This is a genomic window from Streptomyces sp. CA-210063 (assembly GCF_024612015.1).
GTDB lineage: Bacteria > Actinomycetota > Actinomycetes > Streptomycetales > Streptomycetaceae > Streptomyces.
Map to the genome: position 1 here is coordinate 4,400,468 of NZ_CP102512.1, position 21,453 is coordinate 4,421,920.

At 71.4% G+C, this 21,453-nt stretch carries 22 protein-coding genes; 10 read left to right on the forward strand and 12 right to left on the reverse strand.

Features of this window, described 5'->3' with window-relative positions:
* Positions 1-95 precede the first annotated feature (95 nt).
* The 5 genes from JIX56_RS18930 to JIX56_RS18950 all read right to left on the reverse strand — a co-directional run bounded on the left by JIX56_RS18930 (position 96) and on the right by JIX56_RS18950 (position 3,800).
* Entirely contained in the window at positions 96-737 is a 642-nt protein-coding gene (locus JIX56_RS18930) for a PadR family transcriptional regulator (RefSeq protein ID WP_257542233.1), read from the reverse strand.
* Positions 738-802: 65 nt separating this feature from the next.
* Entirely contained in the window at positions 803-1,054 is a 252-nt protein-coding gene (locus JIX56_RS18935; RefSeq protein ID WP_257542235.1) for a type II toxin-antitoxin system RelE family toxin, read from the reverse strand.
* The gene (locus JIX56_RS18940; RefSeq protein WP_257542236.1) at positions 1,051-1,314 is read right to left on the reverse strand and encodes a type II toxin-antitoxin system prevent-host-death family antitoxin; all 264 of its coding nucleotides are present in this window, start codon (positions 1,312-1,314) and stop codon (positions 1,051-1,053) included. The genes JIX56_RS18935 and JIX56_RS18940 overlap by 4 nt, the downstream gene beginning before the upstream one ends.
* 65 nt (positions 1,315-1,379) lie before the next feature.
* A complete protein-coding gene (locus tag JIX56_RS18945) occupies positions 1,380-2,840 on the reverse strand; it encodes an aldehyde dehydrogenase family protein (protein ID WP_257542237.1) in 1,461 nt (486 codons plus the stop codon).
* Positions 2,841-2,975: 135 nt separating this feature from the next.
* Positions 2,976-3,800: a helix-turn-helix domain-containing protein gene (locus tag JIX56_RS18950; protein ID WP_257542238.1), complete on the reverse strand. Its 825-nt coding sequence runs from the start codon at positions 3,798-3,800 to the stop codon at positions 2,976-2,978.
* A 326-nt stretch (positions 3,801-4,126) separates the two neighbouring features.
* Here JIX56_RS18950 and JIX56_RS18955 point away from each other — a divergent pair, with 326 nt between their 5' ends.
* Positions 4,127-4,648, forward strand: coding sequence for an ATP-binding protein (locus tag JIX56_RS18955; protein WP_257542239.1), 522 nt, complete (start codon positions 4,127-4,129; stop codon positions 4,646-4,648).
* A gap of 80 nt (positions 4,649-4,728) precedes the next feature.
* Here the strand turns inward: JIX56_RS18955 and JIX56_RS18960 are convergent, their stop codons facing one another.
* From JIX56_RS18960 to rpmG, 5 genes are all read right to left on the reverse strand, one after another.
* Complete coding sequence (locus tag JIX56_RS18960) at positions 4,729-4,995, reverse strand: DUF397 domain-containing protein (protein WP_033524685.1); 267 nt, start codon at positions 4,993-4,995, stop codon at positions 4,729-4,731.
* Positions 4,996-5,381: 386 nt separating this feature from the next.
* The gene (rpsR, locus tag JIX56_RS18965) at positions 5,382-5,615 is read right to left on the reverse strand and encodes a 30S ribosomal protein S18 (RefSeq protein WP_149829112.1); all 234 of its coding nucleotides are present in this window, start codon (positions 5,613-5,615) and stop codon (positions 5,382-5,384) included.
* A 6-nt stretch (positions 5,616-5,621) separates the two neighbouring features.
* Positions 5,622-6,860, reverse strand: coding sequence for a CobW family GTP-binding protein (locus tag JIX56_RS18970; RefSeq protein ID WP_257542240.1), 1,239 nt, complete (start codon positions 6,858-6,860; stop codon positions 5,622-5,624).
* 5 nt (positions 6,861-6,865) lie between these two features.
* The gene (locus JIX56_RS18975) at positions 6,866-7,123 is read right to left on the reverse strand and encodes a type B 50S ribosomal protein L31 (RefSeq protein ID WP_033524682.1); all 258 of its coding nucleotides are present in this window, start codon (positions 7,121-7,123) and stop codon (positions 6,866-6,868) included.
* A gap of 6 nt (positions 7,124-7,129) precedes the next feature.
* On the reverse strand, positions 7,130-7,294 hold the full coding sequence (rpmG, locus tag JIX56_RS18980) for a 50S ribosomal protein L33 (protein WP_037702495.1): 165 nt from the start codon (positions 7,292-7,294) through the stop codon (positions 7,130-7,132).
* Between the two features lie 62 nt (positions 7,295-7,356).
* On the opposite strand from rpmG, the gene rpmB reads away from it, so the two are divergent.
* The 4 genes from rpmB (at position 7,357) to JIX56_RS19000 (ending at position 9,290) form a co-directional block, all read left to right on the forward strand.
* The gene (gene rpmB, locus JIX56_RS18985) at positions 7,357-7,593 is read left to right on the forward strand and encodes a 50S ribosomal protein L28 (protein ID WP_037702498.1); all 237 of its coding nucleotides are present in this window, start codon (positions 7,357-7,359) and stop codon (positions 7,591-7,593) included.
* Positions 7,593-7,898, forward strand: a complete 306-nt coding sequence (gene rpsN, locus JIX56_RS18990; protein ID WP_257542241.1) for a 30S ribosomal protein S14 — start codon at positions 7,593-7,595, stop codon at positions 7,896-7,898. The genes rpmB and rpsN overlap by 1 nt, the downstream gene beginning before the upstream one ends.
* 173 nt (positions 7,899-8,071) lie before the next feature.
* A complete protein-coding gene (locus tag JIX56_RS18995; protein ID WP_257542242.1) occupies positions 8,072-8,599 on the forward strand; it encodes a hypothetical protein in 528 nt (175 codons plus the stop codon).
* A 130-nt stretch (positions 8,600-8,729) separates the two neighbouring features.
* A complete protein-coding gene (locus JIX56_RS19000; RefSeq protein ID WP_257542243.1) occupies positions 8,730-9,290 on the forward strand; it encodes a DUF4232 domain-containing protein in 561 nt (186 codons plus the stop codon).
* 22 nt (positions 9,291-9,312) lie between these two features.
* Here the strand turns inward: JIX56_RS19000 and JIX56_RS19005 are convergent, their stop codons facing one another.
* Positions 9,313-10,521: a DUF2786 domain-containing protein gene (locus JIX56_RS19005; RefSeq protein WP_257542244.1), complete on the reverse strand. Its 1,209-nt coding sequence runs from the start codon at positions 10,519-10,521 to the stop codon at positions 9,313-9,315.
* Between the two features lie 115 nt (positions 10,522-10,636).
* Here JIX56_RS19005 and JIX56_RS19010 point away from each other — a divergent pair, with 115 nt between their 5' ends.
* The 5 genes from JIX56_RS19010 (at position 10,637) to JIX56_RS19030 (ending at position 18,006) form a co-directional block, all read left to right on the forward strand.
* A complete protein-coding gene (locus JIX56_RS19010; protein ID WP_257542245.1) occupies positions 10,637-11,431 on the forward strand; it encodes an ABC transporter ATP-binding protein in 795 nt (264 codons plus the stop codon).
* Positions 11,425-13,566 (forward strand): ABC transporter permease, encoded by a 2,142-nt coding sequence (locus JIX56_RS19015; protein WP_257542246.1) that lies wholly within the window; start codon positions 11,425-11,427, stop codon positions 13,564-13,566. Before JIX56_RS19010 ends, JIX56_RS19015 begins: the two co-directional genes overlap by 7 nt.
* A 246-nt stretch (positions 13,567-13,812) precedes the next feature.
* Positions 13,813-14,541, forward strand: a complete 729-nt coding sequence (locus JIX56_RS19020; protein ID WP_257542247.1) for a Clp protease N-terminal domain-containing protein — start codon at positions 13,813-13,815, stop codon at positions 14,539-14,541.
* An 83-nt stretch (positions 14,542-14,624) separates the two neighbouring features.
* Positions 14,625-16,160: a fused MFS/spermidine synthase gene (locus JIX56_RS19025; protein ID WP_257542248.1), complete on the forward strand. Its 1,536-nt coding sequence runs from the start codon at positions 14,625-14,627 to the stop codon at positions 16,158-16,160.
* Positions 16,161-16,302: 142 nt separating this feature from the next.
* Positions 16,303-18,006 (forward strand): bifunctional 3'-5' exonuclease/DNA polymerase, encoded by a 1,704-nt coding sequence (locus JIX56_RS19030; RefSeq protein WP_257542249.1) that lies wholly within the window; start codon positions 16,303-16,305, stop codon positions 18,004-18,006.
* A gap of 80 nt (positions 18,007-18,086) precedes the next feature.
* Here the strand turns inward: JIX56_RS19030 and JIX56_RS19035 are convergent, their stop codons facing one another.
* Positions 18,087-21,212 carry an AfsR/SARP family transcriptional regulator gene (locus tag JIX56_RS19035; RefSeq protein WP_257542250.1) on the reverse strand — a complete coding sequence of 1,042 codons (3,126 nt, stop codon included), beginning with the start codon at positions 21,210-21,212 and terminating at the stop codon, positions 18,087-18,089.
* Positions 21,213-21,453: the final 241 nt, after the last annotated feature.

Consider the following 21,453-nt stretch of genomic DNA (forward strand, 5'->3'; position numbering starts at 1 on the left):
GGTGTGCTTCGGCAGCGTAATCCACACAGGAAACGAACAGCACATCATCCTCACAGGCCACCCGCAGCCCTTACGCACACGAACGCCTCGGGTGTCTAGCGGTCGTCCTCCGGATGCCGCTCCCCCGTCGCGTACGGGTTCTCCTGACCCTCCACCAGGACGCCGACGAAGGGGTCGCCCTCCCCCGCGAAGGTGTAGGCGCCGGCGCGGATGCGATCGATGAGGCCGCGGGTCCACTCGGCGCCCGAGTCGGCGGAGTGGATCCAGAAGTTCATGATCTCGCCGATGTGGCCGAGCTGGCCGGGGCCTTCCTCGGGCGTGTAGTACTCGGTGACGGCCTTGCGCCACTTCTCGATGGAACGCACACGCTCCTCCAGGAGTCCGAGCACCTCCTCCCGGCCGAGGTCGACCATGCTGCCGAGTCCGGCGGAGAGCACGTCCGGCTTCTGGTCGTAGGCGGTGAGGGACTCACGCACCAGCCTGAGGTACTCCTCCGTGCCCTTCTCCGTGATCTCGTACTCGGTACGAGGGGGCCCGCCGGCCGTGGAGGGGGCGATCTCGTGCGCGAGCAGCAGTCCCTGTTTCGCCATCTGCTTCAGGGCGTGGTAGATCGAGCCGGGCTTGGCGTTGGACCACTCGTGCGCGCCCCAGTACTCCAGGTCGTTGCGCACCTGGTAGCCGTGGGCCCGCCCGTGCTGGCGCACGGCGCCGAGCACGAGAAGACGGATCGCTGACATGGGGCCAGCGTAGAACCACGCGGGGTCACCCCCCGGCTCGCACCCCTTGGACCCTGGGCGTCAGGTCACGCGCCTGTGCGGCCGACGTGTTCGATGTGGAGTGTGCGCACCTCGGGGTCGAGGCGGCACAGAATGCGCCAAGGGCCGTGGTGCAGACGGCGATGGTCCGCGCCCCAGGCACGCGACCCTTCGGGTCGCTCGTTCTCGGCGAGTTGGTCGGTGGCCCGCAGGAGCGCGTCGACGCTGTCGGGATCGTCCTTGAGGTGTCCGGCGGCCGCGTTGAGAGCCGCCGGTTCCCACTGCACCTGCCAGGTCACTCGGCCCTCCCCGCCGCTTCGAGCAGCGCGCGGCGGGCCTCGTCATGCGGTATCGGGGTCTCGGCGCGGCCGAGAGCGCGGTCACGCTCCAGTCGGGCAAGGGCGAGAGCGTCCTCAAGGTCCTCCAGTTCGGCGGGTGAGATGAGGACGGCAGCCGGAACGCCGCGATCAGTCAAGGTGATGTGCTCGTGCTGGGCTGCCCGGCGGGCGAGTTCCCCGAGCTTGCCCCGCGCCTCCGCGATGGGGTACGTAGCAGACATGCATCTACTGTACACCTAGATACATGTCTGCCAGCGCGTGATCCTCAGCGCCCGACGGGTCGCCCTCAGAACGGGAAGAAGCTCCGCTTGTGCTGGACCGAGATCCACTTCTGGGTGGTGAACGCGTCCACCGTCGTGTCGCCGTTGAGGCGGCCGATGCCGGAGTGCTTCTCGCCGCCGAAGGGGACGAGGGGCTCGTCGTGGACGGTGCCGTCGTTGACGTGGAACATGCCGGTGTCGATCTGCTTGGCGAACGCGACACCCCGCTCGATGTCTCCCGTGTGGACGGCGCCGCTCAGGCCGTACGGGGTGTCGTTGACGATGCGGACGGCCTCCTCCTCGCCGTCGAAGGGGATGAGGAAGGCGACCGGTCCGAAGACCTCCTGCTGGAGGAGGGCGGAGTCGGCGGGGACGTCGGTGAGGACGGACGGCTCGACCAGGTTGTCGGTCGTGGTGCCGTGGACCAGCGCCGTGGCGCCCTCGGCGAGGGCCTGCTCGACGACGGTCGAAAGGGCGTCCGCCTGGGAGGAGTTGATGACCGGGCCGATGACCGTCTGCGGGTCGCTGGGGTCGCCGGCCTTCAGGGACTTCACCTTGGTCACGAACTTCTCGGTGAACTCGGCCCGGATCGAGCGGTCGACCAGGATGCGGTTGGCGGCCATGCAGACCTGACCCTGGTGGACGTAGCGCGAGAAGACGGCCGCGTCGACGGCGTAGTCGATGTCCGCGTCGTCCAGGACCACCAGCGCGCTGTTGCCGCCCAGTTCGAGGATCGAGCGCTTGAAGTGCGAGGCGCAGACGGTGGCGACGTGGCGGCCGACCTTGTCGGAGCCGGTGAAGGAGATGAGCTTGGGGATCGGGTGCTCGAGGAAGGCGTCGCCGATCTCGGCGATGTCGGTGACGACCACGTTGAGCAGACCGCCGGGCAGGCCGGCCTCCTCGAAGATCTTCGCGACCAGTGTGCCACCGGCGATCGGGGTGTTCTGGTGCGGCTTCAGCACCACGCCGTTGCCCAGGGCGAGGGCCGGGGCGACCGACTTGATGGAGAGCAGGAACGGGAAGTTGAAGGGGCTGATGACGCCCACGACACCGACCGGCACCCGGTAGAGGCGGTTCTCCTTGCCGTCGATCGGCGACGGAATGATGCGGCCCTCGGGGCGCAGCGCCAGCTGAATCGATTCGCGCAGGAACTCCTTGGCGAGATGCAGCTCGAACCCAGCCTTGAGGTGCGTACCGCCGAGCTCGGCGATGATCACCTCGGTGATCTCCCGCTCGCGCTCCTCGATGACCTTGAGCGCCTTCTCGAAGACCGCGCGACGCGCGTACGCGTTGACTTCGGCCCATTCCTTCTGGGCAGCCTGGGCGGCCTGGTAGGCCTCGTCCACCTCGTCGACCGTGGCTATCGTGATCGACGCGAGCTTCGCGTCGTCGTACGGGTTGAAGTCGATGATGTCCCAGGAGCCTGTGCCCGGGCGCCACTCGCCGCCGATGTACTGCTGGGCCAGGTCGGTGAAGTAGGACGACATGTGATCCTCAATCAGTCGGCATCGATCAAGATTGATCACCCGTCATCGTACTGGTGGGTAAAGGGAGTTGGAGAGCCACTCGGGAGACTCTGTGAAGACTCTCGGGGAGGCCGGGGAGCCTGGAGCCGGGAAGCCTCAGGAAAGCTGCAGCAGTCCCCGCAGCAGGTCCCGGCTCTCCGCCGGGGACGGGCTGTCGTCCTGGAGCTGCTTGATCGCCCGCTCGTACTGAGCGATGTCCTCGCCCTTGTCCAGGTAGAGCGCGCTGGTGAGCTGTTCGAGGTAGACCACGTCGGTGAGGTCGGACTCGGGGAAGCTCAGCACGGTGAACGCGCCGCTCTCGCCGGAGTGGCCGCCGAAGCTGAACGGCATGACCTGGAGCACCACGTTCGGCCGCTCCGAGATCTCGATCAGATGCTGGAGCTGACCCCGCATCACTTCCCGGTCGCCGTACGGCCGACGCAGCGCGGCCTCGTCGAGGACGCAGTGGAACTCGGGGGCACTCTCGGACACCAGATACTTCTGGCGCTCCATGCGCAGGGCCACCCGCTTGTCGATCTCGGCCTCGCTAGCGCCCTTCATGCCCCGGGCGACGACCGCGTGGGCGTACGCCTCGGTCTGCAACAGGCCGTGCACGAACTGGACTTCGTAGCTGCGGATGAGGTGGGCCGCGGCTTCGAGGCCGACGTAGGTGGGGAACCAGCTGGGCAGGACGTCCGAGTAGCTGTGCCACCAGCCGGCGACGTTGGCTTCCTTCGCCAGGGAGAGGAGGGAGGTTCGCTCGCTCTCGTCTGTGACGCCGTAGAGGGTCAACAGGTCCTCCACGTCACGGGTCTTGAAGCTGACCCGGCCGAGTTCCATCCGACTGATCTTCGACTCGGAGGAGCGTATCGAGTACCCGGCCTTCTCCCGGGTGATCCCCTGCGACTCGCGTAGCCGCCTGAGATGCGAGCCCAGCAGCATCCGCCTCACCACCGACCCGCTCGATTCACCGGCACCCACGTTCGTCCAGCCTCCCCAACTTCTTCAGAGGCCGCAGTCTGCCACTAAACCACTCCGATCCGCACTCGCCCGGTTACAGAAATGGAAAGTCTTCAACAGCTGAGACGGATGAGGTGAGGGAGGAATGGGAGCGGGGTGACAGAAGAAATGTTGAGTAAGCGGTATGGGAAGGTCCAATTCGGGCGCGTGCACGTGCATCTGCCCTTGCATCTGCTCTACGCATCAGAAACCATGGTCCCGCGCCACCGCTGCATCGCAACGACCGCGAACACCCGGGAGTGCCTCGCATGGGGACGAATGGATCGACCATGCTCGAACCCTTACGGCAGGGACTTCCGCCACTTGATCCCGCGACCGTGTCCAACGCCGCGTCCTGCGCGCTGCCGCCCCGCTACGAAGCGGTGCGCGAGGCGAGGCAGTTCACCCGGGGCACGCTCGACCAGTGGCAGATGGGCGACCGCTTCGACGACGTCTGTCTCGTGGTCTCGGAACTCGTCACCAACGCCCTGCGGCACGGCCTGCCCACGAGCAACGGGCTGCGCCCGGCCCAGGACCCGCCCGTACGGCTGCACTTGATGCGCTGGACCGAGCGGCTGGTGTGCGCGGTGCGCGACCCCAGTCACGACAGTCCCGTCGCGGGCGACTCGGACGACTTCTCTGCGGAGTCGGGGCGCGGGCTGTTCCTGGTCGACTCCTTCGCGGACAGCTGGGGCTGGCATCCGCTCGGCGGCGCGCTCAGCGGCAAGGTGGTGTGGGCGCTGTTCCAGGTGTCGTCGGCGCCGGGCGGTCCGGCCGCGTCCGCCTACTGAAGAACCGCGGCGCTTTTCGGCGCCGCGGTTCTACGCGTGTCACTCGCCGGGCTCACCGACTTCCCGCCGCCGAGCGGGCGTTATCCGACCAGGTGGTCGAACTCGCCGTCCTTGATGCCCAGGAGCATCGCCTCGATCTCGGCGCGCGTGTAGACGAGCGCCGGGCCGTCGGGAAAGCGGGAGTTGCGCACCGCCACCTCACCGCCGGGCAGCCGGGCGAACTCCACGCAGTTGCCCTGCGAGTTGCTGTGCCGGCTCTTCTGCCAGGCCACCGCGTGGAGCTCGGTCAGCTCCGTCGCGGCCATGCCGTTGTACACGTCATCCACGCCGTACACGTCGTGGTCCACAGGTCGCTCCCCGGGTGGTGCAGTGGTGCGCTCGATGCGCAGTGGCACTGGTGTGGCCAGTGATGCAGAGGTCAACTGCCCCGGATCATAGCTTTGTTCATGTGCTGACGCATGAGCGGATGCACCTGCTCATGCACGAGCAGATGCACGTGCACGGCGGGTGGTCCCACGGTTACAGCACTGGAGAGACGTATCCCGGGGCGTTCCTGTTCCATTCGCGGTGCATGTCGTCCTGGTTCATGTCCCCATGTCCCTTCGTACGGGGTGCGGGGCACTGCGGTTCACGCTGGTGGGACGGCCGTGCGCAGGTTGGCGGGAAACGAGCGGCCCCGGGGAGGACGGATCCTCCCCGGGGCCGGGTGGGGGGCGGTGTCGGACGAGTGCCGTCAGCGCGAGGAGTACGGCAGGAGCGCCATCTCGCGGGCGTTCTTGATGGCGCGGGCGAGCTGTCGCTGCTGCTGGGCGGAGACGCGGGTGACCCGGCGGCTGCGGATCTTGCCGCGGTCGGAGATGAACCGGCGCAGCAGGTCGGTGTCCTTGTAGTCGATGTACGTGATCTTGGCCTGGTCCAGCGGATTGGGGCGGGACTTGGCGGGCTTGCGCTCCGGCTTGCGGGCCATGGTGGGTCAGACCTCCAGGAAGGTGTCGAAGGGGCGCGGCAGCCGCTCCCAGGCGGCGCGTCCGGCGGCGTACTCGGCGTCGGTGAGCAGGCAGGACTCCAGGAGCTGTTCGAGTCCGTCGCGGTCCAGGCCCGGGGAGGTGAAGACGAGGTGCTGGCAGCGGTCGCCGTGCTCCGGGTGCCAGTCGAGGGCGGCGGCGGCCCGGCGGACCGGGGGGACCATGTCCCAGGCGGCGTCCGGGAGGGAGGCGAGCCAGGGGCCGACCGACTCCACGCACAGGGCTCCGCCGGCCGCGTCCCAGTGCAGCAGGGTGTCGGGGCGCTCGGCCAGCCAGAACCTGCCGCGGCTGCGGGCCGCCGCGCAGCAGAGGTCTTCGAGTGCCGCGTAGAGCCGTTCCGGGTGGAAGGGGCGGTGGCGGTGCCAGACGAGGGTGGTGACGCCGTGTTCGTCGGCGTCGGTGGGGAGGAGGGCGGAGGCGGGGTGTTGGGCGGCGGCTGCGGCATCTACGTCGAACCCGGAGAAGGCTGCGGCGGCGAGGGAGCCGGGGGGCGCCGTGGGGGTTGTGGTGCGCTGCGGGGTGCGGGTGCGTTGTGGCTGGTCGCGCAGTTCCCCGCGCCCCTTGAAAGCAGGGGCCGGCCCCGGGCTGACGATGGGCACCCTGCGTGCCGTCGGGTGCAACTGCGCCAGCAGGGCCCTGTCCTCCTCGTCCGCCTCCTCCGAGTCCAGGATCGCCAGGACCGGGGCGTACTCCAGCTGGCGGGCGAAGGTGTCGGCGACGGTGCGTTGGTCGGTGGTGGCGGCGGCGAGGCCGCGCTCGGCCAGGTCGTCGCCGTTGCCGAGGTACGGGAGGAGGAGGGCGGGGTCCACGGCCGTGATGACCGAGGTGAGGCGGAGGCCGCTGGCGGCGACCACCTCGGCCATCGCCTTCGGTTCGACCGAGTCCCAGAGTTCGACCACGGCGAGGCGGGTCAGGCCCGCGTCGGCCAGGCGCTCCAGTTCGGGGACGAGGTCCTCGCGCAGCGCGCAGCAGGCGCAGTCGTTGACGAGCGGGGTCTCGCCGGTGGAGATGAGGCCCGCGGCGTCCCGTACGGTCCGGACGACCTTGGCGTCCGGACCGTCCGTGGCGGTGGCAAGGTCGTGGTGCAGCGCGACGCTGCCCGGGACCCCGGCGAGCAACGCCTCGACGGCGGCCCGCCGGGCGTCGGCGTGCAGCCCGCCGACGATCGCGACAGACAGCTGGGTCACGTCGGTCAGCCCCGCTTCTTCCCGGCGCCGTACCGCTTCTCGAACTTCTCCACGCGCCCGGCGGTGTCCAGCACGCGCGCGGTGCCCGTGTAGAAGGGGTGGCTGACGTTCGAGATCTCGACGTCGACCACGGGGTACGTGTTGCCGTCCTCCCACTCGATCGTCTTCTCGCTCGTCATCGTCGAGCGGGTCAGGAACGTGTGGTTCGCGGCGCGGTCCCGGAAGACGACGGGTCCGTACGACGGGTGGATGTCCTTCTTCATCGTCGCTCAGCGCTCCTCTCGGAAGTCGACGTGGCGGCCGACCCTCGGGTCGAACTTGCGCAGCGTCAGCCGGTCCGGGTCGTTCCGGCGGTTCTTGCGGGTGACGTACGTGTAGCCGGTCCCGGCCGTGGACCGGAGTTTGACGACCGGCCGGAGTTCGTTGCGTGCCATGCTGATACCTTACTGAAAATGACTTCCATTAGCGACAACCGATCGAGAGAGGTGCATCACCCTTGTCCGCCCACTGCATGCTGACCGGCGCCCAGCCCGGTTTCGGCAACCGCATCTCGCACTCCCACCGGCGTACGTCCCGCCGCTTCGACCCGAACATCCAGTCCAAGCGCTACTGGCTGCCGAGCGAGAACCGCCATGTGCGGCTCCGGCTGAGCACGAAGGGGATCAAGACCGTGGATGTCATCGGCGTCGAGGCCGCCGTCGCGCGGATCCGTGCCCGGGGGGTGCGGGTCTGATGGCGAAGAAGAGCAAGATCGCGAAGAACGACAAGCGGCAGGAGATCGTCGCGCGGTACGCCGAGCGGCGGGCCGAGCTGAAGGAGATCATCCGGCGGCCGTCCTCCACGGAGGCCGAACGCCTCGCCGCCCAGCGGGAACTGGGCCGGCAGCCGCGCGACGCCAGCGCCACCCGCGTCCGCAACCGGGACCAGGTGGACGGGCGGCCGCGCGGCTACTTCCGGACGTTCGGGCTGTCCCGGGTGAGTCTGCGGGAACAGGCGCATGCCGGGTTCCTGCCAGGCGTGCGTAAGTCGTCCTGGTAGGGGACGGGGACGGCTGTCCCCGTCGTAGGGGGCGGGGACGGCGTATCCCCGTCGTCCTCGGGGTCCTCACAGTTCCCGGCCATCTGTCGCCGAGCTACTGCTGGTAGCTTGCCGATGTCGCCGCGGCGACCGGATCCGGCCACACCTTCGGGAGACCTCAAGTGACTACGGCGATGACGGCAAGGCCCGCGATCAGGGCGACCTCCGCGCGCCGGCGCATGCGCGTCGCGTGCGCGGCGGCCGGTCTCGCGGCCGCGCTCGCGCTGACCGGGTGCAGCAGCGGTGACGACGGCGAGTCCGAGACCAAGGAGTCGTCGGCCGCCCCGACGGCGACGGGCGGTGCGGACGGCGACGGCTCCGGGGACTCCTCCGGCGCCAGGACCGAGCTGCAGGGCAACTGGCTGGCCACGACCGGCGGCAAGCCGGTCGCCCTGTTCGTCAACGGTGGCGAGGTCGCCGTCTTCGTGGGCACCTCGGTGTGCAGCGGCAAGGTCTCCGACACGGCGGACATGCAGATGATCAGCCTCAAGTGCCAGGACGGCAGCGACGACCGCACCGAGGGCATGGTGGACGAGGTCGGCTCCAAGTCCCTCACGATCACCTGGGAGGGCGGCGTCGGCGAGGAGACGTTCCAGAAGGCCGAGGGGTCGCTGCCGTCGGGGCTGCCGACGGATCTGCCCACGGCGAGCGCCGGGTCGTAGAACGGGTCTGCGGCGAGCCGCTGATCGTAGATGATGTGTCGGGCGGGCCGCGGAACCTCCGGGTTTCGCGGCCCGTTCGCACGTTCACACCTCCACCGGCTGTGACAGCCATGAACCTCACGGGAACTCCATGCGCACCGCTCCGACCGCCATCGCCGCCGCTCTCCTCGCCGCCCTCACGCTGACCGCGTGCAGCAGTGACGACGGGGACGGTGGGGGCGACGACGGCAAGACCAGCGCCGCCCCCGCCGAGAGCGGGAAGGGGACCGCCTGTACGGCCGCGGCGGCCGGCTTCGAGGTCGGGCCCAGCAGTGCCGCCCCGGCGGCGGGTGACGAGGGCGCCGTGCCGGTCACCGTCACCAACAAGGGCGGCGCCGCCTGCACACTGACGGGCCTCGCCCATGTGGAACTCGTCCTCGGCGAGAAGAACATGCCGATCCGGCCGCAGGACGGGGCGTCCAAGGACACGCGGGTGACGCTGGAGAAGGGCCAGTCGGTGACCTTCACCATCGCGTATGTGCGCGGCGTCGCCGGCGATCCGGAGAAGGGCGCCGAGGTCGACAAGCTGACCTTCAGTCTGCCCGGGGAGACCAAGGCCAACAGCTACGACTGGCCGGACGCCGAGGTCGCGTTCACGTCGGGGGGCACGCTGGACGCGACGGTGGGCCCGTTCCTGCCGATGGGCGACTGAGCCGACGGGGCGGCTCCCCCGGTCACGACGGCAGCCGGGGCCGCGCCCTGACCTGGGCGCGGTCCGCCGCCTCCGCCCCCTGCTGCCAGCCGACCGCGTCGCTGACGCCTCGTACGCGGGTGGTGACCGTGTCCGGGAACATCCGCGTGAACTGGTCGCGGACGGCGACGTCGCGGGCGGCGAGGACCGGCAGAAGGTCCTGTTCCGGGGCGCGCCCCCCGTGGGTCCCCGCCTCCGCCTCCGCCTCCGCGACCTGGGCCTCGGCGACCGCCGCCAGCCGGTCCCCTATGCGATGGGCGTAGGCGGCCAGGAAGGACTGCCGGAAAGTCTTGGTCCGCTTGCGGCCGCCCTTGCGCTGGGCGGCCTCCGCCTTGGTCATGGCGGTGGTGGCCTGGACGAGGAGCGAGGTGTGGAGGAGTTCGACGGCCTCCAGGTCGGCCTCGAAACCCACGACCGTGGAGAAGCCGAGGGCCTCGTTCCAGACGGCCTCGCAGCGGTTGGCCCGGGCGACGGCGTCGAGGAGCATCGCCTTCGCCGTCTCGTACGGCGGGTCGACGCCGATCCGGCAGGCGCCGGGCGTGTTCCCGCTGTGCGTCCGGGCCGCCAGCAGCGCCTCGTCGATGCTGTGCCGCGCCATCAGCTCCTGCGCCTTCGCGCTCAGCGCCTCCGCCTCCTCCGGGAACCCGGTGGCCTCCGCCTTGGCGAGGAGGGCGCGGATACGGCTGAGCATGCGGGACTCGGGGTGGGGCGAGTTCTTCTCACCGCTGGTCGTCCGGGGGCGGTCCAGGGGTTCGAGGGTGGGGAGGCGCAGGAGGAGGCGGTACAGCTCCAGGGCGGCGGTGGCGTGCGAGAAGCGGTCCGTGCGGGTGGGGTGCGCGGCGAGTTCCCTGACGTCGTCGAGCTGGGCGGTCCAGCGCGGGCTGGGTGACTGCCGTTTCCCGGCCGTGTGCCCCTGCTCGTTCCCGTACTCGTCTTCGTACTCCTCGATGATGAGCCGCGCGAGGAGTCGTACGTGCTCGTCCTCCAGCTCGCGCCGCACGAACCGTACGACGTCGGCGGGCTGCCAGCCGCGGCGCCAGGCCCCGGCGACGAACTCCCGTCCGCGCCGGGCGAGTTCCTCGTCCGCCGTCGGGTCGGCGGCGAGCAGGGAGGCGCCGGTGTCGAGGGCGGCGTCGGTGTCGGCGTAGAGGGCCGCCTCGAAGGCGCGGTCCACCGTGCTGGTCGTACTCACGTGTTCGATCGTGTCATGGCGTGAGGGGGGCGGGTGGGGTGGTAGGGCCGGCCCTACCACCGGGACGCCCTCCAGTGGTCGTGTGCGGGCGGGGCTCGGACGGTTCGCTTGGGGCATGACCAGGACAGAGGCAGCAGAGGGAAGCGAGCCGGCGTTCGCGGCCGTACGCGTACGGGGCCTGCGGCGTTCGTACGGGGAGGTCGTCGCCCTCGACGGGGTGGACCTCGACTTCGGGGCCGGGACCTTCACGGCGGTGATGGGGCCGTCGGGGTCGGGGAAGTCGACGCTGTTGCAGTGTGCGGCGGGGCTGGACCGGCCGTCGGGCGGGACGGTGCGGGTCGACGGGGTGGAGCTGGCCGGGCTGAGCGAGCGGCGGCTGACGCTGCTGCGCCGGGAGCGGATCGGGTTCGTGTTCCAGGCCTTCAATCTGCTCCCGTCCCTGACCGCCGCGCAGAACGTCGCCCTGCCGCTGCGGCTCGCCGGGCGGCGGCCCTCGCGGGGTGCGGTGCGCCAGGCCCTGGCCCGGGTGGGGCTGGCCGAGCGGGCCGGGCATCGGCCGGCGCAGTTGTCCGGCGGACAGCAGCAACGGGTCGCGCTGGCCCGCGCCTTGATCACCCGCCCGGCGGTCCTCTTCGGCGACGAGCCGACCGGGGCGCTGGACACCACGACCAGCCGTGAAGTGCTGTGCCTGCTCCGGGAGTTGGTGGACCGGGAGGGCCAGACCACGGTCATGGTCACACACGACCCGGTGGCCGCGTCGTACGCGGACCGGGTGGTGTTCCTCGTCGACGGGCGGGTGAGCGGGGAGTTGGTACGGCCGTCGGCGGAGGGGGTGGCGGCGCGGATGGCGGGGTTGGAGCGGGGGGCTGGAGTGGCCGGCGAGAAGGCAGTCGGGGGTGTGACGTGCTGACCTTGTCGTCGTTGCGTACGCGGTGGGCGGCGCTGGTCGGGTCGTTCGTCGCGGTGGCGTTGGGGGTCGGGGTGATGACGGCCATGGGGCTCGGGCTCGCCGCGACGCTCGATCCGCCCGCGCGCGAGCCGGAGCGCTTCGCCTCCTCCCCCGTCGTGGTGGCGGGCCTGGACCGGCTGACGGTGGAGGTGCGGCGGGGGCCGGGTACGGCCCGGGTGTCGCAGCAGCTGGCGCGTCCACACCCTGTGGACGCCCGGTTGCTGGCCGACCTGCGGGAACTGGGGCCGGTGGCGGCGGACGGGGCGGGCGGAGCAGCGGCCCTGGACGCGGTCGGTGTCGACGCCCCCGTCGCGGACGTACGGGCGGTGGTCGGTGACCGGGCGCGGGTGCTGACCGGTGACGCGCGACGGCAGGTGGATCGGTCCTACGAGCGGGACGCGGAGGCGCTGGTCGCCGTCAACTCGCTGCTGGGGACGGCGGCCGGGGTCACCACCTTCGTGTCGGTCTTCGTGACGGCGTCGACGTTCGCCTTCGTGGTGGCCCTGCGGAGGCGGGAGTTCGGGCTGCTGCGGATGGCGGGCGCGACGCCCGGTCAGGTACGACGGCTGCTCCTCGGGGAGGCCCTGGCGGTCGGGGTCGTGGCATCGGGCGCCGGGTGTGCGCTGGGGGCGTGGGGAGCGCCTTCGCTGGTACGGGAGTTGGTGGCCGGCGGGGTGGCGCCGACGTGGTTCGCGGTGCCGGGTGCGGTGGTGTGGCCGTACCACGTGGCCTTCTGGACGGGGGTGTCGGTGGCGTTCGCCGGGGCGTGGGCGGCGGCGCGGCGGGCCGGGCGGATCGGTCCGGTCGAGGCGTTGCGCGAGGCGTCCGTGGACACGGGGGTGCTGCCGCGTTCGCGCCGGCTGATCGGTTTCGCCCTGCTGGCGGGTGGACTCGGGCTGCTGGCCTGGAAGGTGGGGACCGATCCCGCCGATCTGCTGAAGCGGAAGACGTACACCACCCAGCCGATGCTCCTCATCACGGCGGCGGCCGCGCTCGCGCCGCTGCTCGTCCGTCCGGTCGTACGGCTGGTGGGTGCGGGTTTGCCCGGGGCCGGCGGGCTGCTGATCCGCGAGAACGCGGCCACGTCCGTACGCCGTACCGCCGCCGTCGCGGCGCCCGTGCTGGTGACCGTCGCGCTGGCCGGTTCGCTGCTGGGGTCGGCCGGGACGGTGGCGGAGGCGAAGGGCGCGGAGGCGGCGGCGCGGACCCGCGCGGACTTCGTGGTCACGGGTGAGGTGGGGGACCGGCTGCGGATGGACGGGGTGACTGCGGCCGGGTCGGCTTCCACCGCTGTGTATGTGGTGGAGGAGCGGAGCGCGCTCGTGCGGTCGCAGGCGCGGGCGGTGACGGATGTGGCGGCCTTCGCGTCGGTGGCACGGCTGCCGGTGGTCGCCGGTGACGTACGCGATCTCGACGACCGGTCGATCGTCGTGAACGAGGAGTGGGAGCGGCACGAGGTCGGGCGGTTCGTGCGGGTGTGGCTCGGGGACGGGCGTCCGGTACGGCTGCGGATCGTGGCCGTGCTCGCACAGGGCACCGGGGACAACGGGGCGTATGTGACCGCCGCGAACGCCGGTGGGGCGGTCGTGGACCGGGTCGACGTACGGGTGGGGCGCGGGGCGGACCGGGTGGCGGTCGCGGCGGCGTTGAAGAGGACATGGGAGGGGACGGGCGGGACGGTCCGCTCGGCCGAGGAGTGGCTCGCGGCGAACCGTCCCGGCACCAGGGCGCACACCCGGCTCGGCTTTCTGGTGGTGCTGGGGATCGCCCTCGTGTACGCGGGGATCTCGCTGGCCGGGACGTTGCTGATGGCCACGTCGGCGCGGGGTGCGGAGCTGCGGTCGCTGCGGATGGCGGGGGCTACGCGGGGGCAGGTGCTCGGTGTGGTGGTGGGTGAGGCACTGGTCGCCGTGGTGGTGGGGGTCGTGTCGGGGGTCGCCGTCACCGTGGTGAATCTGGCGGGGGTGGTGGGGGCGCTGGGGGTGTTGGCGGCGCCGGTGGGGGTGGCGGTGCCTTGGGAGGTGGTCGGGGGGTGCGTGGGGGTGTGTGGCGTGGTGGCTGTGGGTGCCGTTTGCGGGGCGGTGGGGCGGAGGTGAGGCTGCTGGGCGCCATCCGGGGTGGGGCGTCTGGGTTGTGTGGCGGATGCGGGTGAGTGGGTGGCTGGTCGCGCAGTTCCCCGCGCCCCTTACGGGGCTGTGGCTTGGCCCTGGCCACACGTCCCGGTGCTGCTGGAGCTGCCAGGCAGGGCCGCATGGTTGAACCCCAAGGTGATCCTCTTGAGCGAAACCCGGGGGTGTCAACTCGGGGTTGACGCCTCGGGACTGTCAACCTAAGGTTGACACATGACGACGAACCCGCGAGTCACCACGTCCATCCGTCTCGACGAACTCATCGAAGCCATCAAGAAGGTCCACCCTGAACCCCTCGACCAGCTCGAGGACGCGGTGATCGCCGCGGACCACCTCGGTGACGTGGCCGACCATCTGATCGGCCACTTCGTGGATCAGGCCCGGCGTTCGGGCGCGTCCTGGACGGACATCGGCAAGAGCATGGGGGTCACCCGGCAGGCCGCGCAGAAGCGGTTCGTGCCCAAGGCCGAGGCGGACCTCGACCCCAGCCAGGGGTTCAGCCGCTTCACCCCGCGCGCCCGCAACGTGGTCATGGCCGCGCACAACGAGGCCAAGACCGCCGGGAACACCGAGATGGTGCCCGCCCATCTCGTCCTCGGCGTCCTCGCCGAACCGGAGGGGCTCGGCGCCAAAGCGATCGTCGCGCAGGGCGTCTCGCCGGAGGCGGTACGGGAAGCCGCGGCAGCCGTCCTGCCGCCGGCCGCCGACGAGGTGCCCGAGCTCATCCCCTACAACTCCGACGCCAAGAAGGTCCTCGAACTCACCTTCCGCGAAGCCCTCCGCCTCGGCCACAACTACATCGGCACGGAGCACATCCTGCTCGCGCTGCTGGAGTTCGAGAACGGAGAGGGAGTGCTGAGCGGCTCGGGTGTGACCAAGCAGGCCACCGAGGCGGATGTCGCACGGGCGCTGCAGGCGGTTGTGGAAGGACAGGGGCAGTAAGTCGTGGGGAGGACAGGGGCAGTGAGATGAATCGATGAGTCCAACTCCTGTCTGTGGATGAGTCGCATGCGAGGATGTCGTCCGTGACCGGATCGTCTTCCTCGCCGGTCGCCGAGGACACGCCTCACCACCATGGCCTGGGTCCCCGTGCGGCCGCCGCGCTTGTGTTCGGCTCCTCGGCTGCGGTCCTGGTGGTCGAGATCGTCGCTCTGCGGCTGTTGGCTCCCTACCTCGGCCTCACCCTCGAGACCAGCACGATGGTGATCGGCATCGCCCTCACCGCGATCGCCCTCGGCTCCTGGCTGGGTGGGGTCATCGCCGACCAGGTCGATCCACGCCGGCTCATCGGCCCCTCGCTCGGGGTGTCGGGAGCCGTCGTGGCGCTCACCCCCGCCGTGCTGCGCACCACTGCGGAGTGGGCGCCGGCGGTGCTCTTCCTGACCGCGTCGCTGACCATCCTCGTGCCGGGCGCGCTGCTCTCCGCGGTGACGCCGATCGTGACCAAGCTGCGTCTCACCAGCCTCGCCGAGACCGGAACGGTTGTCGGCCGGCTGTCCGGCGTCGGCACCATGGGCGCCATCGCCGGCACCGTCCTCACCGGCTTCGTCCTCGTGTCGCGGTTACCGGTCAGCGGCATCCTGATCGGCCTCGGCACCCTGCTGGTGGTCGGCTCGGGGCTGGTCGAGTGGCGCACGCGCGGGTGGAGCGGCACCCCCGCCCTCACCCTCGTGGTCGTCGCCGGCGGTCTCGCCACCACGGTCGCGCCCGGTGCCTGCGACACGGAGACCAAGTACCACTGCGCACGGGTCATCGCGGACCCCGGCCGGGACAGCGGCCGCACACTCGTCATGGACGGCTTGCGGCACTCGTACGTCGACGTCGACGACCCGACGTTCCTGGAGTTCGAGTATGTGCGCGCCATCGCGTCGGTGGTCGATGCCGCGTTTCCCGAAGGCGAGCCACTGGTCGCCCACCACCTGGGCGGCGGTGGGCTCACCTTTCCCCGTTACCTCGCGGTCACGCGGCCCGGCACGCGCAGCCTGGTGTCCGAGATCGACAGCGGCGTCGTACGCATCAACCGCGACCGACTCGGTCTGAGATCAGGAACCGGTATCGACGTACGCGCCGAGGACGGCAGGCTCGGCCTGCGGCGACTGGACACCGGCAGCCGTGACCTCGTCGTCGGCGACGCCTTCGGGGGCGTCAGCGTGCCGTGGCACCTCACCACGGTGGAAGCGATGACCGACGTACGGCGGGTGCTCGACGAGGACGGCCTGTACGTCGCCAACCTCATCGACCACGGCAGTCTGGCTTTCGCCCGTGCCGAAGCAGCCACCCTCAGCGAGACCTTCGAGCACGTCGCCCTCGTCGGCGAACCCACTGATATCGGCCTCGACCCGACCGCCACGCCCGAGGGCGGCAACCTGGTGCTGCTCGCCTCCGACCGACCACTCGACCTACGCGCGACCCAGAAAGCGCTGGACGCCCGGCGAACCGGCTGGAAGACCGCCACCGGCGACGACCTCACCGCCTGGGTCGACGATGCCCAACCGCTCACCGACGACTACGCACCCGTCGACCAGCTCCTCCAGCCCTACAGCCCCCGGAACAGCCAATGACACCAGTGACAGCACACACGCCCAGGCCCTGCCGACACCCCTGAACAAGCACACGTCAGCCTGTGCCGGATCCTGTGCCGGCTCGCCCTCCTCCTCATCCGTGTCCCGGCCGTTGTCAGACCCTCCTGCCACACTCGCAAGCATGACCGACCGGTGGGCGCTCGCGACGGCTGAGGACGGGGGCGTGGAGGTCGCCCCCCTCGGGGTGGACGGCCTGCTCGCGGGGCCGGTGACGCGGGAGTCGGACCTCGCGGAAGCCGTGCGGCGGCGGCAGACGGAGGTCGGGCGGTGGGTGTGGCGGGCCACCGGGGAGGTGTATCCGCGGCTGCTTGCCGAGGGGATTCGCGTGGAGCGGTGTTATGACGTCGAGGACGCCGAGAGTCTGCTCCTCGGGTACGAGGGGCGGCTCGGGGAGCCCCGTTCCGCGGCCGCCGCCCTCGCCCGGCTGCGTCATGCTCCCGTCCCGCCGGATCCGCCCCTTCGTTCGGCCGGGCCCGGCGCCCAGCCGTCGCTCTTCGAGCCCCGGCCCGTTCATGTTCCGCTCACCGACCTCGTCGAGGTGTACGCGGAGCAGCAGCGGCGGCATGACGCCACGGCCCATCCGGACCGGATGCGTCTGCTCACCGCCGCCGAGTCGGCGGGCATGCTCGTCGCCGCCGAGATGAATCGGGTGGGGATGCCGTGGCGGGCCGATGTGCACCGGGAGGTGCTGCACGAGATGCTCGGCGAGCGGTATGCGGGCGGGGGTGAGCCGCGTCGGCTGGCCGAGCTCGCCGATGAGGTCTCCCAGGCCTTCGGGCGGCGGGTGCGGCCCGATCTGCCCGCCGATGTCGTGAAGGCCTTCGGGCAGGCCGGGGTGCGGATTCGCTCCACCCGTCGCTGGGAGATCGAGAGCCTCGATCATCCGGCTGTGAAGCCTCTCCTCGAGTACAAGCGGCTGTATCGGATCTGGGTCGCCCACGGCTGGTCCTGGCTTCAGGACTGGGTGCGGGACGGGCGGTTCCGGCCCGAGTTCCTCGCGCACGGCACCGTCACCGGGCGGTGGGTCACCAACGGCGGGGGCGCGCTCCAGATCCCGAAGGTGATCCGCCGCGCGTGTGTCGCCGATCCCGGCTGGCGGCTCGTCGTCGCCGACGCCGACCAGATGGAACCCCGGGTGCTGGCCGCCATCTCCCGCGATCCCGGGCTGATGGAGGTCGCGGGGCGGGCGACCGACCTCTACCAGTCCGTCTCCGACCGGGCCTTCGCCGGAGATCGGGCGCAGGCGAAACTCGCCGTGCTGGGGGCCGTGTACGGGCAGACCTCCGGGGACGGGCTCAAGAATCTCGCCGCGCTGCGCCGCCGGTTCCCGAGAGCCGTGCGGTACGTCGACGACGCGGCCCGCGCGGGCGAGGAGGGGCGGCTCGTACGGACCTGGCTCGGGCGTACGTGCCCACCGGCGGCCGGTGCCGACGCGGCCACCGAGGAGGCGGGCATCCCCCAGGCCGACAGCGACCCCGCCGCCCGGGAACAGGGCCGGGGGAACGAGTGGGTGCCCGGGTACGCCTCCGCCGACTCCCGTGCCCGTGGCCGCTTCGCCCGTAACTTCGTCGTCCAGGGCAGCGCCGCCGACTGGACCCTGCTCCTCCTCGCCGCCCTCCGCCGCGCCCTCGTCGGTATGGCCGCGGAGCTGGTCTTCTTCCAGCACGACGAGGTGATCGTGCACTGTCCGGCGGAGGAGGCGGAGGCGGTCGTGGCGGCGATCCGGGAGGCGTCGGAGCTGTCGGGGCGGTTGACGTTCGGGGAGACGCCTGTGCGGTTTCCGTTCACTACGGCGGTGGTGGAGTGCTATGCGGACGCCAAGTGAGCAGCGGTGGGACGTGGGTTGATGATCAACGTTCAAGGCCGCGGGTTGTTCGTGGCTGGTCGCGCAGTTCCCCGCGCCCCTCAGGGGGCGCGGTCCTTCAGCAGTTCCCTCAGCTTGCCCGCCACCGCCGAGTCCGTGCCGTCCAGGACCGTTTGGGCGCGCTCCCACTCCTGGTAGGCCTCCTCGGTGCGGCCCTGGGACCGGAGGAGCAGGCCCCGTTGGTGGCGGGCGAGGCCGACGGTGTACTGGTCGGCGCGGTGTTCGGCGAGGTCGAGGAGGAGGGCGCACTCCTGGGAGGCGCGGTCCGGCAGGCCCAGTTCGCGCAGGGCCCGTACCAGGCCGAGGCGGGTCTGGGACTCGCCCTGCCAGTCCTCGTCGTCACCGAGGACGCGCAGGCTCTGCTCGAAGCTGCGTACGGCGGCGGCCGGTTCGCCGAGGCGGAGGTGGGCGTAGCCGATGTTGCAGTGCGCGGTGTGCCGTACGACGACGCTGTCGGCCATCTCGCCGAGGGCGAGGCTCCGCTCGTGGTGGGCGATGGCGGCCCGCGCGTCGGTGTGCTTGTACAGGTTGCCGAGGTGGCTGAAGGTCACCGCCTCGCCGTACGGGTCGCCGAGCTGCCGGGACAGCTCCAGGCTCTGCCGCAGCGTCTCCTCGCTCTCCTCGTACCGGCCGAGGCTCTCCAGTACGAGCCCCCGGTTGTTCAGGCACCGCCGTACGCAGGACACGACCCCGAGCCGCCGCCAGAGCTTCAGGCCCTCGTCGTTGAGGGCGAGCGCCTCCGAGGCCCGGCCGGACATGAAGTGCAGGCCCGCCCGGTCGGTCAGCGCGAACGCCTCGGCCTCGTCGTCCCCGAGCGACCGCGCCACGTCCAGGGCCAGCCGCCCGAGAACGTCCAGTTCGGCGAGCCGGCCGCCTCGGTGCAGATACGGGAAGAGGTGGCGGACGAGGGTGGGTACGAGTGCTGCGGTGGCGCCGCGCTCGCGGGAGCAGCGTTCCACCAGGGCGACGATGTTGGGGAGTTCGCGGTCGCCCCAGGCGAAGGCCTCCTCCGCCGAGACGAAGGGGGGCTCCGTGGGGTGCGGTTCCGCCGTGGTCGCCGTCGTACGGAGGCGTTCGTCGCGTTCGTAGCCCGGTGGGAGCATCACGAGCAGGCTCTGGCGGGCGCGTCCGGCGTACCAGCGAAGGGCCTGCTCGACGGCCTCGGTGGTGTCGGCCGTGTCGGCGAGTTCGCGGGCGAAGTGGCGTACGAGGTCGTGGGGGACGTACCGGCCGTACGTCGTCTCCTCCAGGAGGGCCACGTCGACGAGGCGGTCGAGGGCGGTCTCGGCGCGGAACTCGTCGGTGCCGGTGAGGCGGGCGAGGAGGGGGGCGCCGTACGCGGGCAGGTCGAGGGCGCCGATGCGCTGGAGGGCGTGGGCCGCGTCGCGGTCGGCCTCTCGGTCGGAGGCGCGCAGGGCCTCGTGGGCGACGGCGAGGGAGCGGCGGACGCTCAGGTCGTCGTATTCGAGGTGGTGCAACCGCCCTTCGGTGGCGGCCAGTTGACCGGCCAGCGCGTCCGGGGTGAGCGCGCGGCGGGCGGCGAGGCGGGCCGCGACGACGCGGAGGGCGAGGGGGAGCCGGCCGGTGAGTGCGACGAGGGGGTGCGCGGCGTCCAGGCCCGCCGCGCGGCCCGACGCGGCCCGCAGCAGTGCCGCGCTCTCGTCGTCCGACAGCGGGGCGAGCGGGAAGCGGTGGGCGCCGTCCAGTGCGGTGAGTGGCGAACGGCTCGTCACGATGACCGCGCATCCGGCGCCGGCCGGGAGCAGGGGGCGTACCTGGGCGGCGTGGGCGGCGTCGTCCAGCACCATGAGTGTGCGGGTCGGTGCGAGGGTCGAGCGGAGCAGTGCGGCGGCCGCGTCGGGGTGTTCGGGGATGCGGCGGGGGGCTGTGCCCAGGTCTCGGAGCAGGGCGGCGAGGGCCTGGGCGGGGGTGAGGGGGGTCATGCCCGGGGTGGCGCCGTGCAGGTTGATGTACAGCTGGCCGTCGGGGAAGTGCTCGGCGAGTTCGTGGGCGAGGTGGAGGGCGAGGGCGCTTTTGCCTACGCCGGCCATGCCGCTGATGACGGCAGTCGGTGACGCCGGGCGCCTGTGAGTTCGGGGGGAACTGTCGTTTGGCGGGTGCGGGTTCGTCGTGGCTTGTCGCGCCCGCGCGGCGGTAGCCGCAAATTCAATGCTGCCCCGCGCCCCTGACGGGGCGCTCACGTTCAGGTCGAGTACATGGCGCAGCTCCGCCAGCGCCTCCCCCCGGCCCGTGAAGTGTGCTGGCGGAGGCGGGAGTTGGGCCGGGATCGGTGGGGGCTCGCCAGAGGGATCGTCGGACATCGCCGGGGGCTCGTCGTCGTGGTCCCGCAGGATCTCCAAGTGGGCGTCGCGTACGGCTGGGCCCGGTTCGACGCCGAGTTCGTCGAGGAGGCGGGCTCGCAGGTCGCGGTGGACGGCCAGGGCCTCGGCCTGGCGGCCGGAGCGGTGGAGGACGAGCATGAGGAGCCGGTGGAAGGCCTCGCGGAGAGGGTGTTCGGCTACGAGGGCGGCGAGTTCGGGGGCGAGGGCGCCGAGCGCGTCGGCTCCCGCGGCCCTTTCGCGTTCCGCCTCCGCCGCGAGGTGAAGCTCGGCGTCGTACCGTCGCTCCAGGAGCAACAGCCGTGCCTCCTCCAGCCGTTGGACGAAGGCCTGGGCGCGGAACGCCGCCAACGGCAGGCCGCCGAGCGGGGTTCCCCGCCAGAGGGCGAGCGCGGCGGTCGACTCGCGGACCGTGCGGGCCCAGTCGCGTTCGGCGTGGGCGGTGCGGGCGGCGCGGGCGTGGGTCTCGAAGACGCGGACGTCCAACTCGCCCTCGTCGACGCGCAGGAGATAGCCGGGCGGGGTCGCGCGCAGCCGTTCGGGGTCGTCCAGCAGTCTGCGCAGCCGGGTCACATGGTTCTGCAGGGATGCCTGCGCGGACGGCGGTGGCGTCCCGTCCCACAGCACGTCCTTCAGGGTGTCCACGGAGACGACCCGCCCGGGTTCGAGCAGCAACGCGACGAACAGGGCACGCATCTTGCCGCTGCCGACGGGCCGTACGCCATCACCGGAGCCGCCGCCGGTGGGGGACCCTGCCTCCCCGGCCTCGTACAGAACCGGCGGACCGAGCAGTCCGAAGCGCAGTGCGAACCGCAGCCCGTCCCGCATAGAACCGCCGCTGCCTTCCCGCACCGTCGTTCCGGGCCCGCCCCGCGGCGACCTGCCGCCGCCTCCCGTACGGCTCCCCGTGGAACCGTTGGGCTCATGTTAGCGATCCGTTGGCGGGACCTGATGTGATCACTTCATCGGATCCGGCGCCGACGGCGCACGCGTACTACGCGTAGCTCGGGGGAGTGCCGCCGCCGCTGCCGGATCCGGATACGGCGGAAAGCGCGGTGCCCCGGTCGGC

Bases quoted from the DNA above. Each gene is read 5' to 3' on its own strand.
- rpsN (WP_257542241.1), top strand. From the start codon at position 7,593: ATGGCGAAGAAGAGCAAGATCGCGAAGAACGACAAGCGGCAGGAGATC.
- JIX56_RS19000 (WP_257542243.1), top strand. From the start codon at position 8,730: ATGCGCACCGCTCCGACCGCCATCGCCGCCGCTCTCCTCGCCGCCCTC.
- JIX56_RS18950 (WP_257542238.1), bottom strand. From the start codon at position 3,800: ATGCTGCTGGGCTCGCATCTCAGGCGGCTACGCGAGTCGCAGGGGATC.
- JIX56_RS18995 (WP_257542242.1), top strand. From the start codon at position 8,072: ATGACGGCAAGGCCCGCGATCAGGGCGACCTCCGCGCGCCGGCGCATG.
- JIX56_RS18940 (WP_257542236.1), bottom strand. From the start codon at position 1,314: ATGTCTGCTACGTACCCCATCGCGGAGGCGCGGGGCAAGCTCGGGGAA.
- JIX56_RS18975 (WP_033524682.1), bottom strand. From the start codon at position 7,123: ATGAAGAAGGACATCCACCCGTCGTACGGACCCGTCGTCTTCCGGGAC.
- JIX56_RS18955 (WP_257542239.1), top strand. From the start codon at position 4,127: ATGGGGACGAATGGATCGACCATGCTCGAACCCTTACGGCAGGGACTT.
- JIX56_RS19035 (WP_257542250.1), bottom strand. From the start codon at position 21,212: ATGCGGGACGGGCTGCGGTTCGCACTGCGCTTCGGACTGCTCGGTCCG.
- JIX56_RS19020 (WP_257542247.1), top strand. From the start codon at position 13,813: ATGACGACGAACCCGCGAGTCACCACGTCCATCCGTCTCGACGAACTC.
- JIX56_RS19030 (WP_257542249.1), top strand. From the start codon at position 16,303: ATGACCGACCGGTGGGCGCTCGCGACGGCTGAGGACGGGGGCGTGGAG.
- JIX56_RS18945 (WP_257542237.1), bottom strand. From the start codon at position 2,840: ATGTCGTCCTACTTCACCGACCTGGCCCAGCAGTACATCGGCGGCGAG.
- rpsR (WP_149829112.1), bottom strand. From the start codon at position 5,615: ATGGCCCGCAAGCCGGAGCGCAAGCCCGCCAAGTCCCGCCCCAATCCG.
- JIX56_RS18930 (WP_257542233.1), bottom strand. From the start codon at position 737: ATGTCAGCGATCCGTCTTCTCGTGCTCGGCGCCGTGCGCCAGCACGGG.
- JIX56_RS19010 (WP_257542245.1), top strand. From the start codon at position 10,637: ATGACCAGGACAGAGGCAGCAGAGGGAAGCGAGCCGGCGTTCGCGGCC.
- rpmG (WP_037702495.1), bottom strand. From the start codon at position 7,294: ATGGCACGCAACGAACTCCGGCCGGTCGTCAAACTCCGGTCCACGGCC.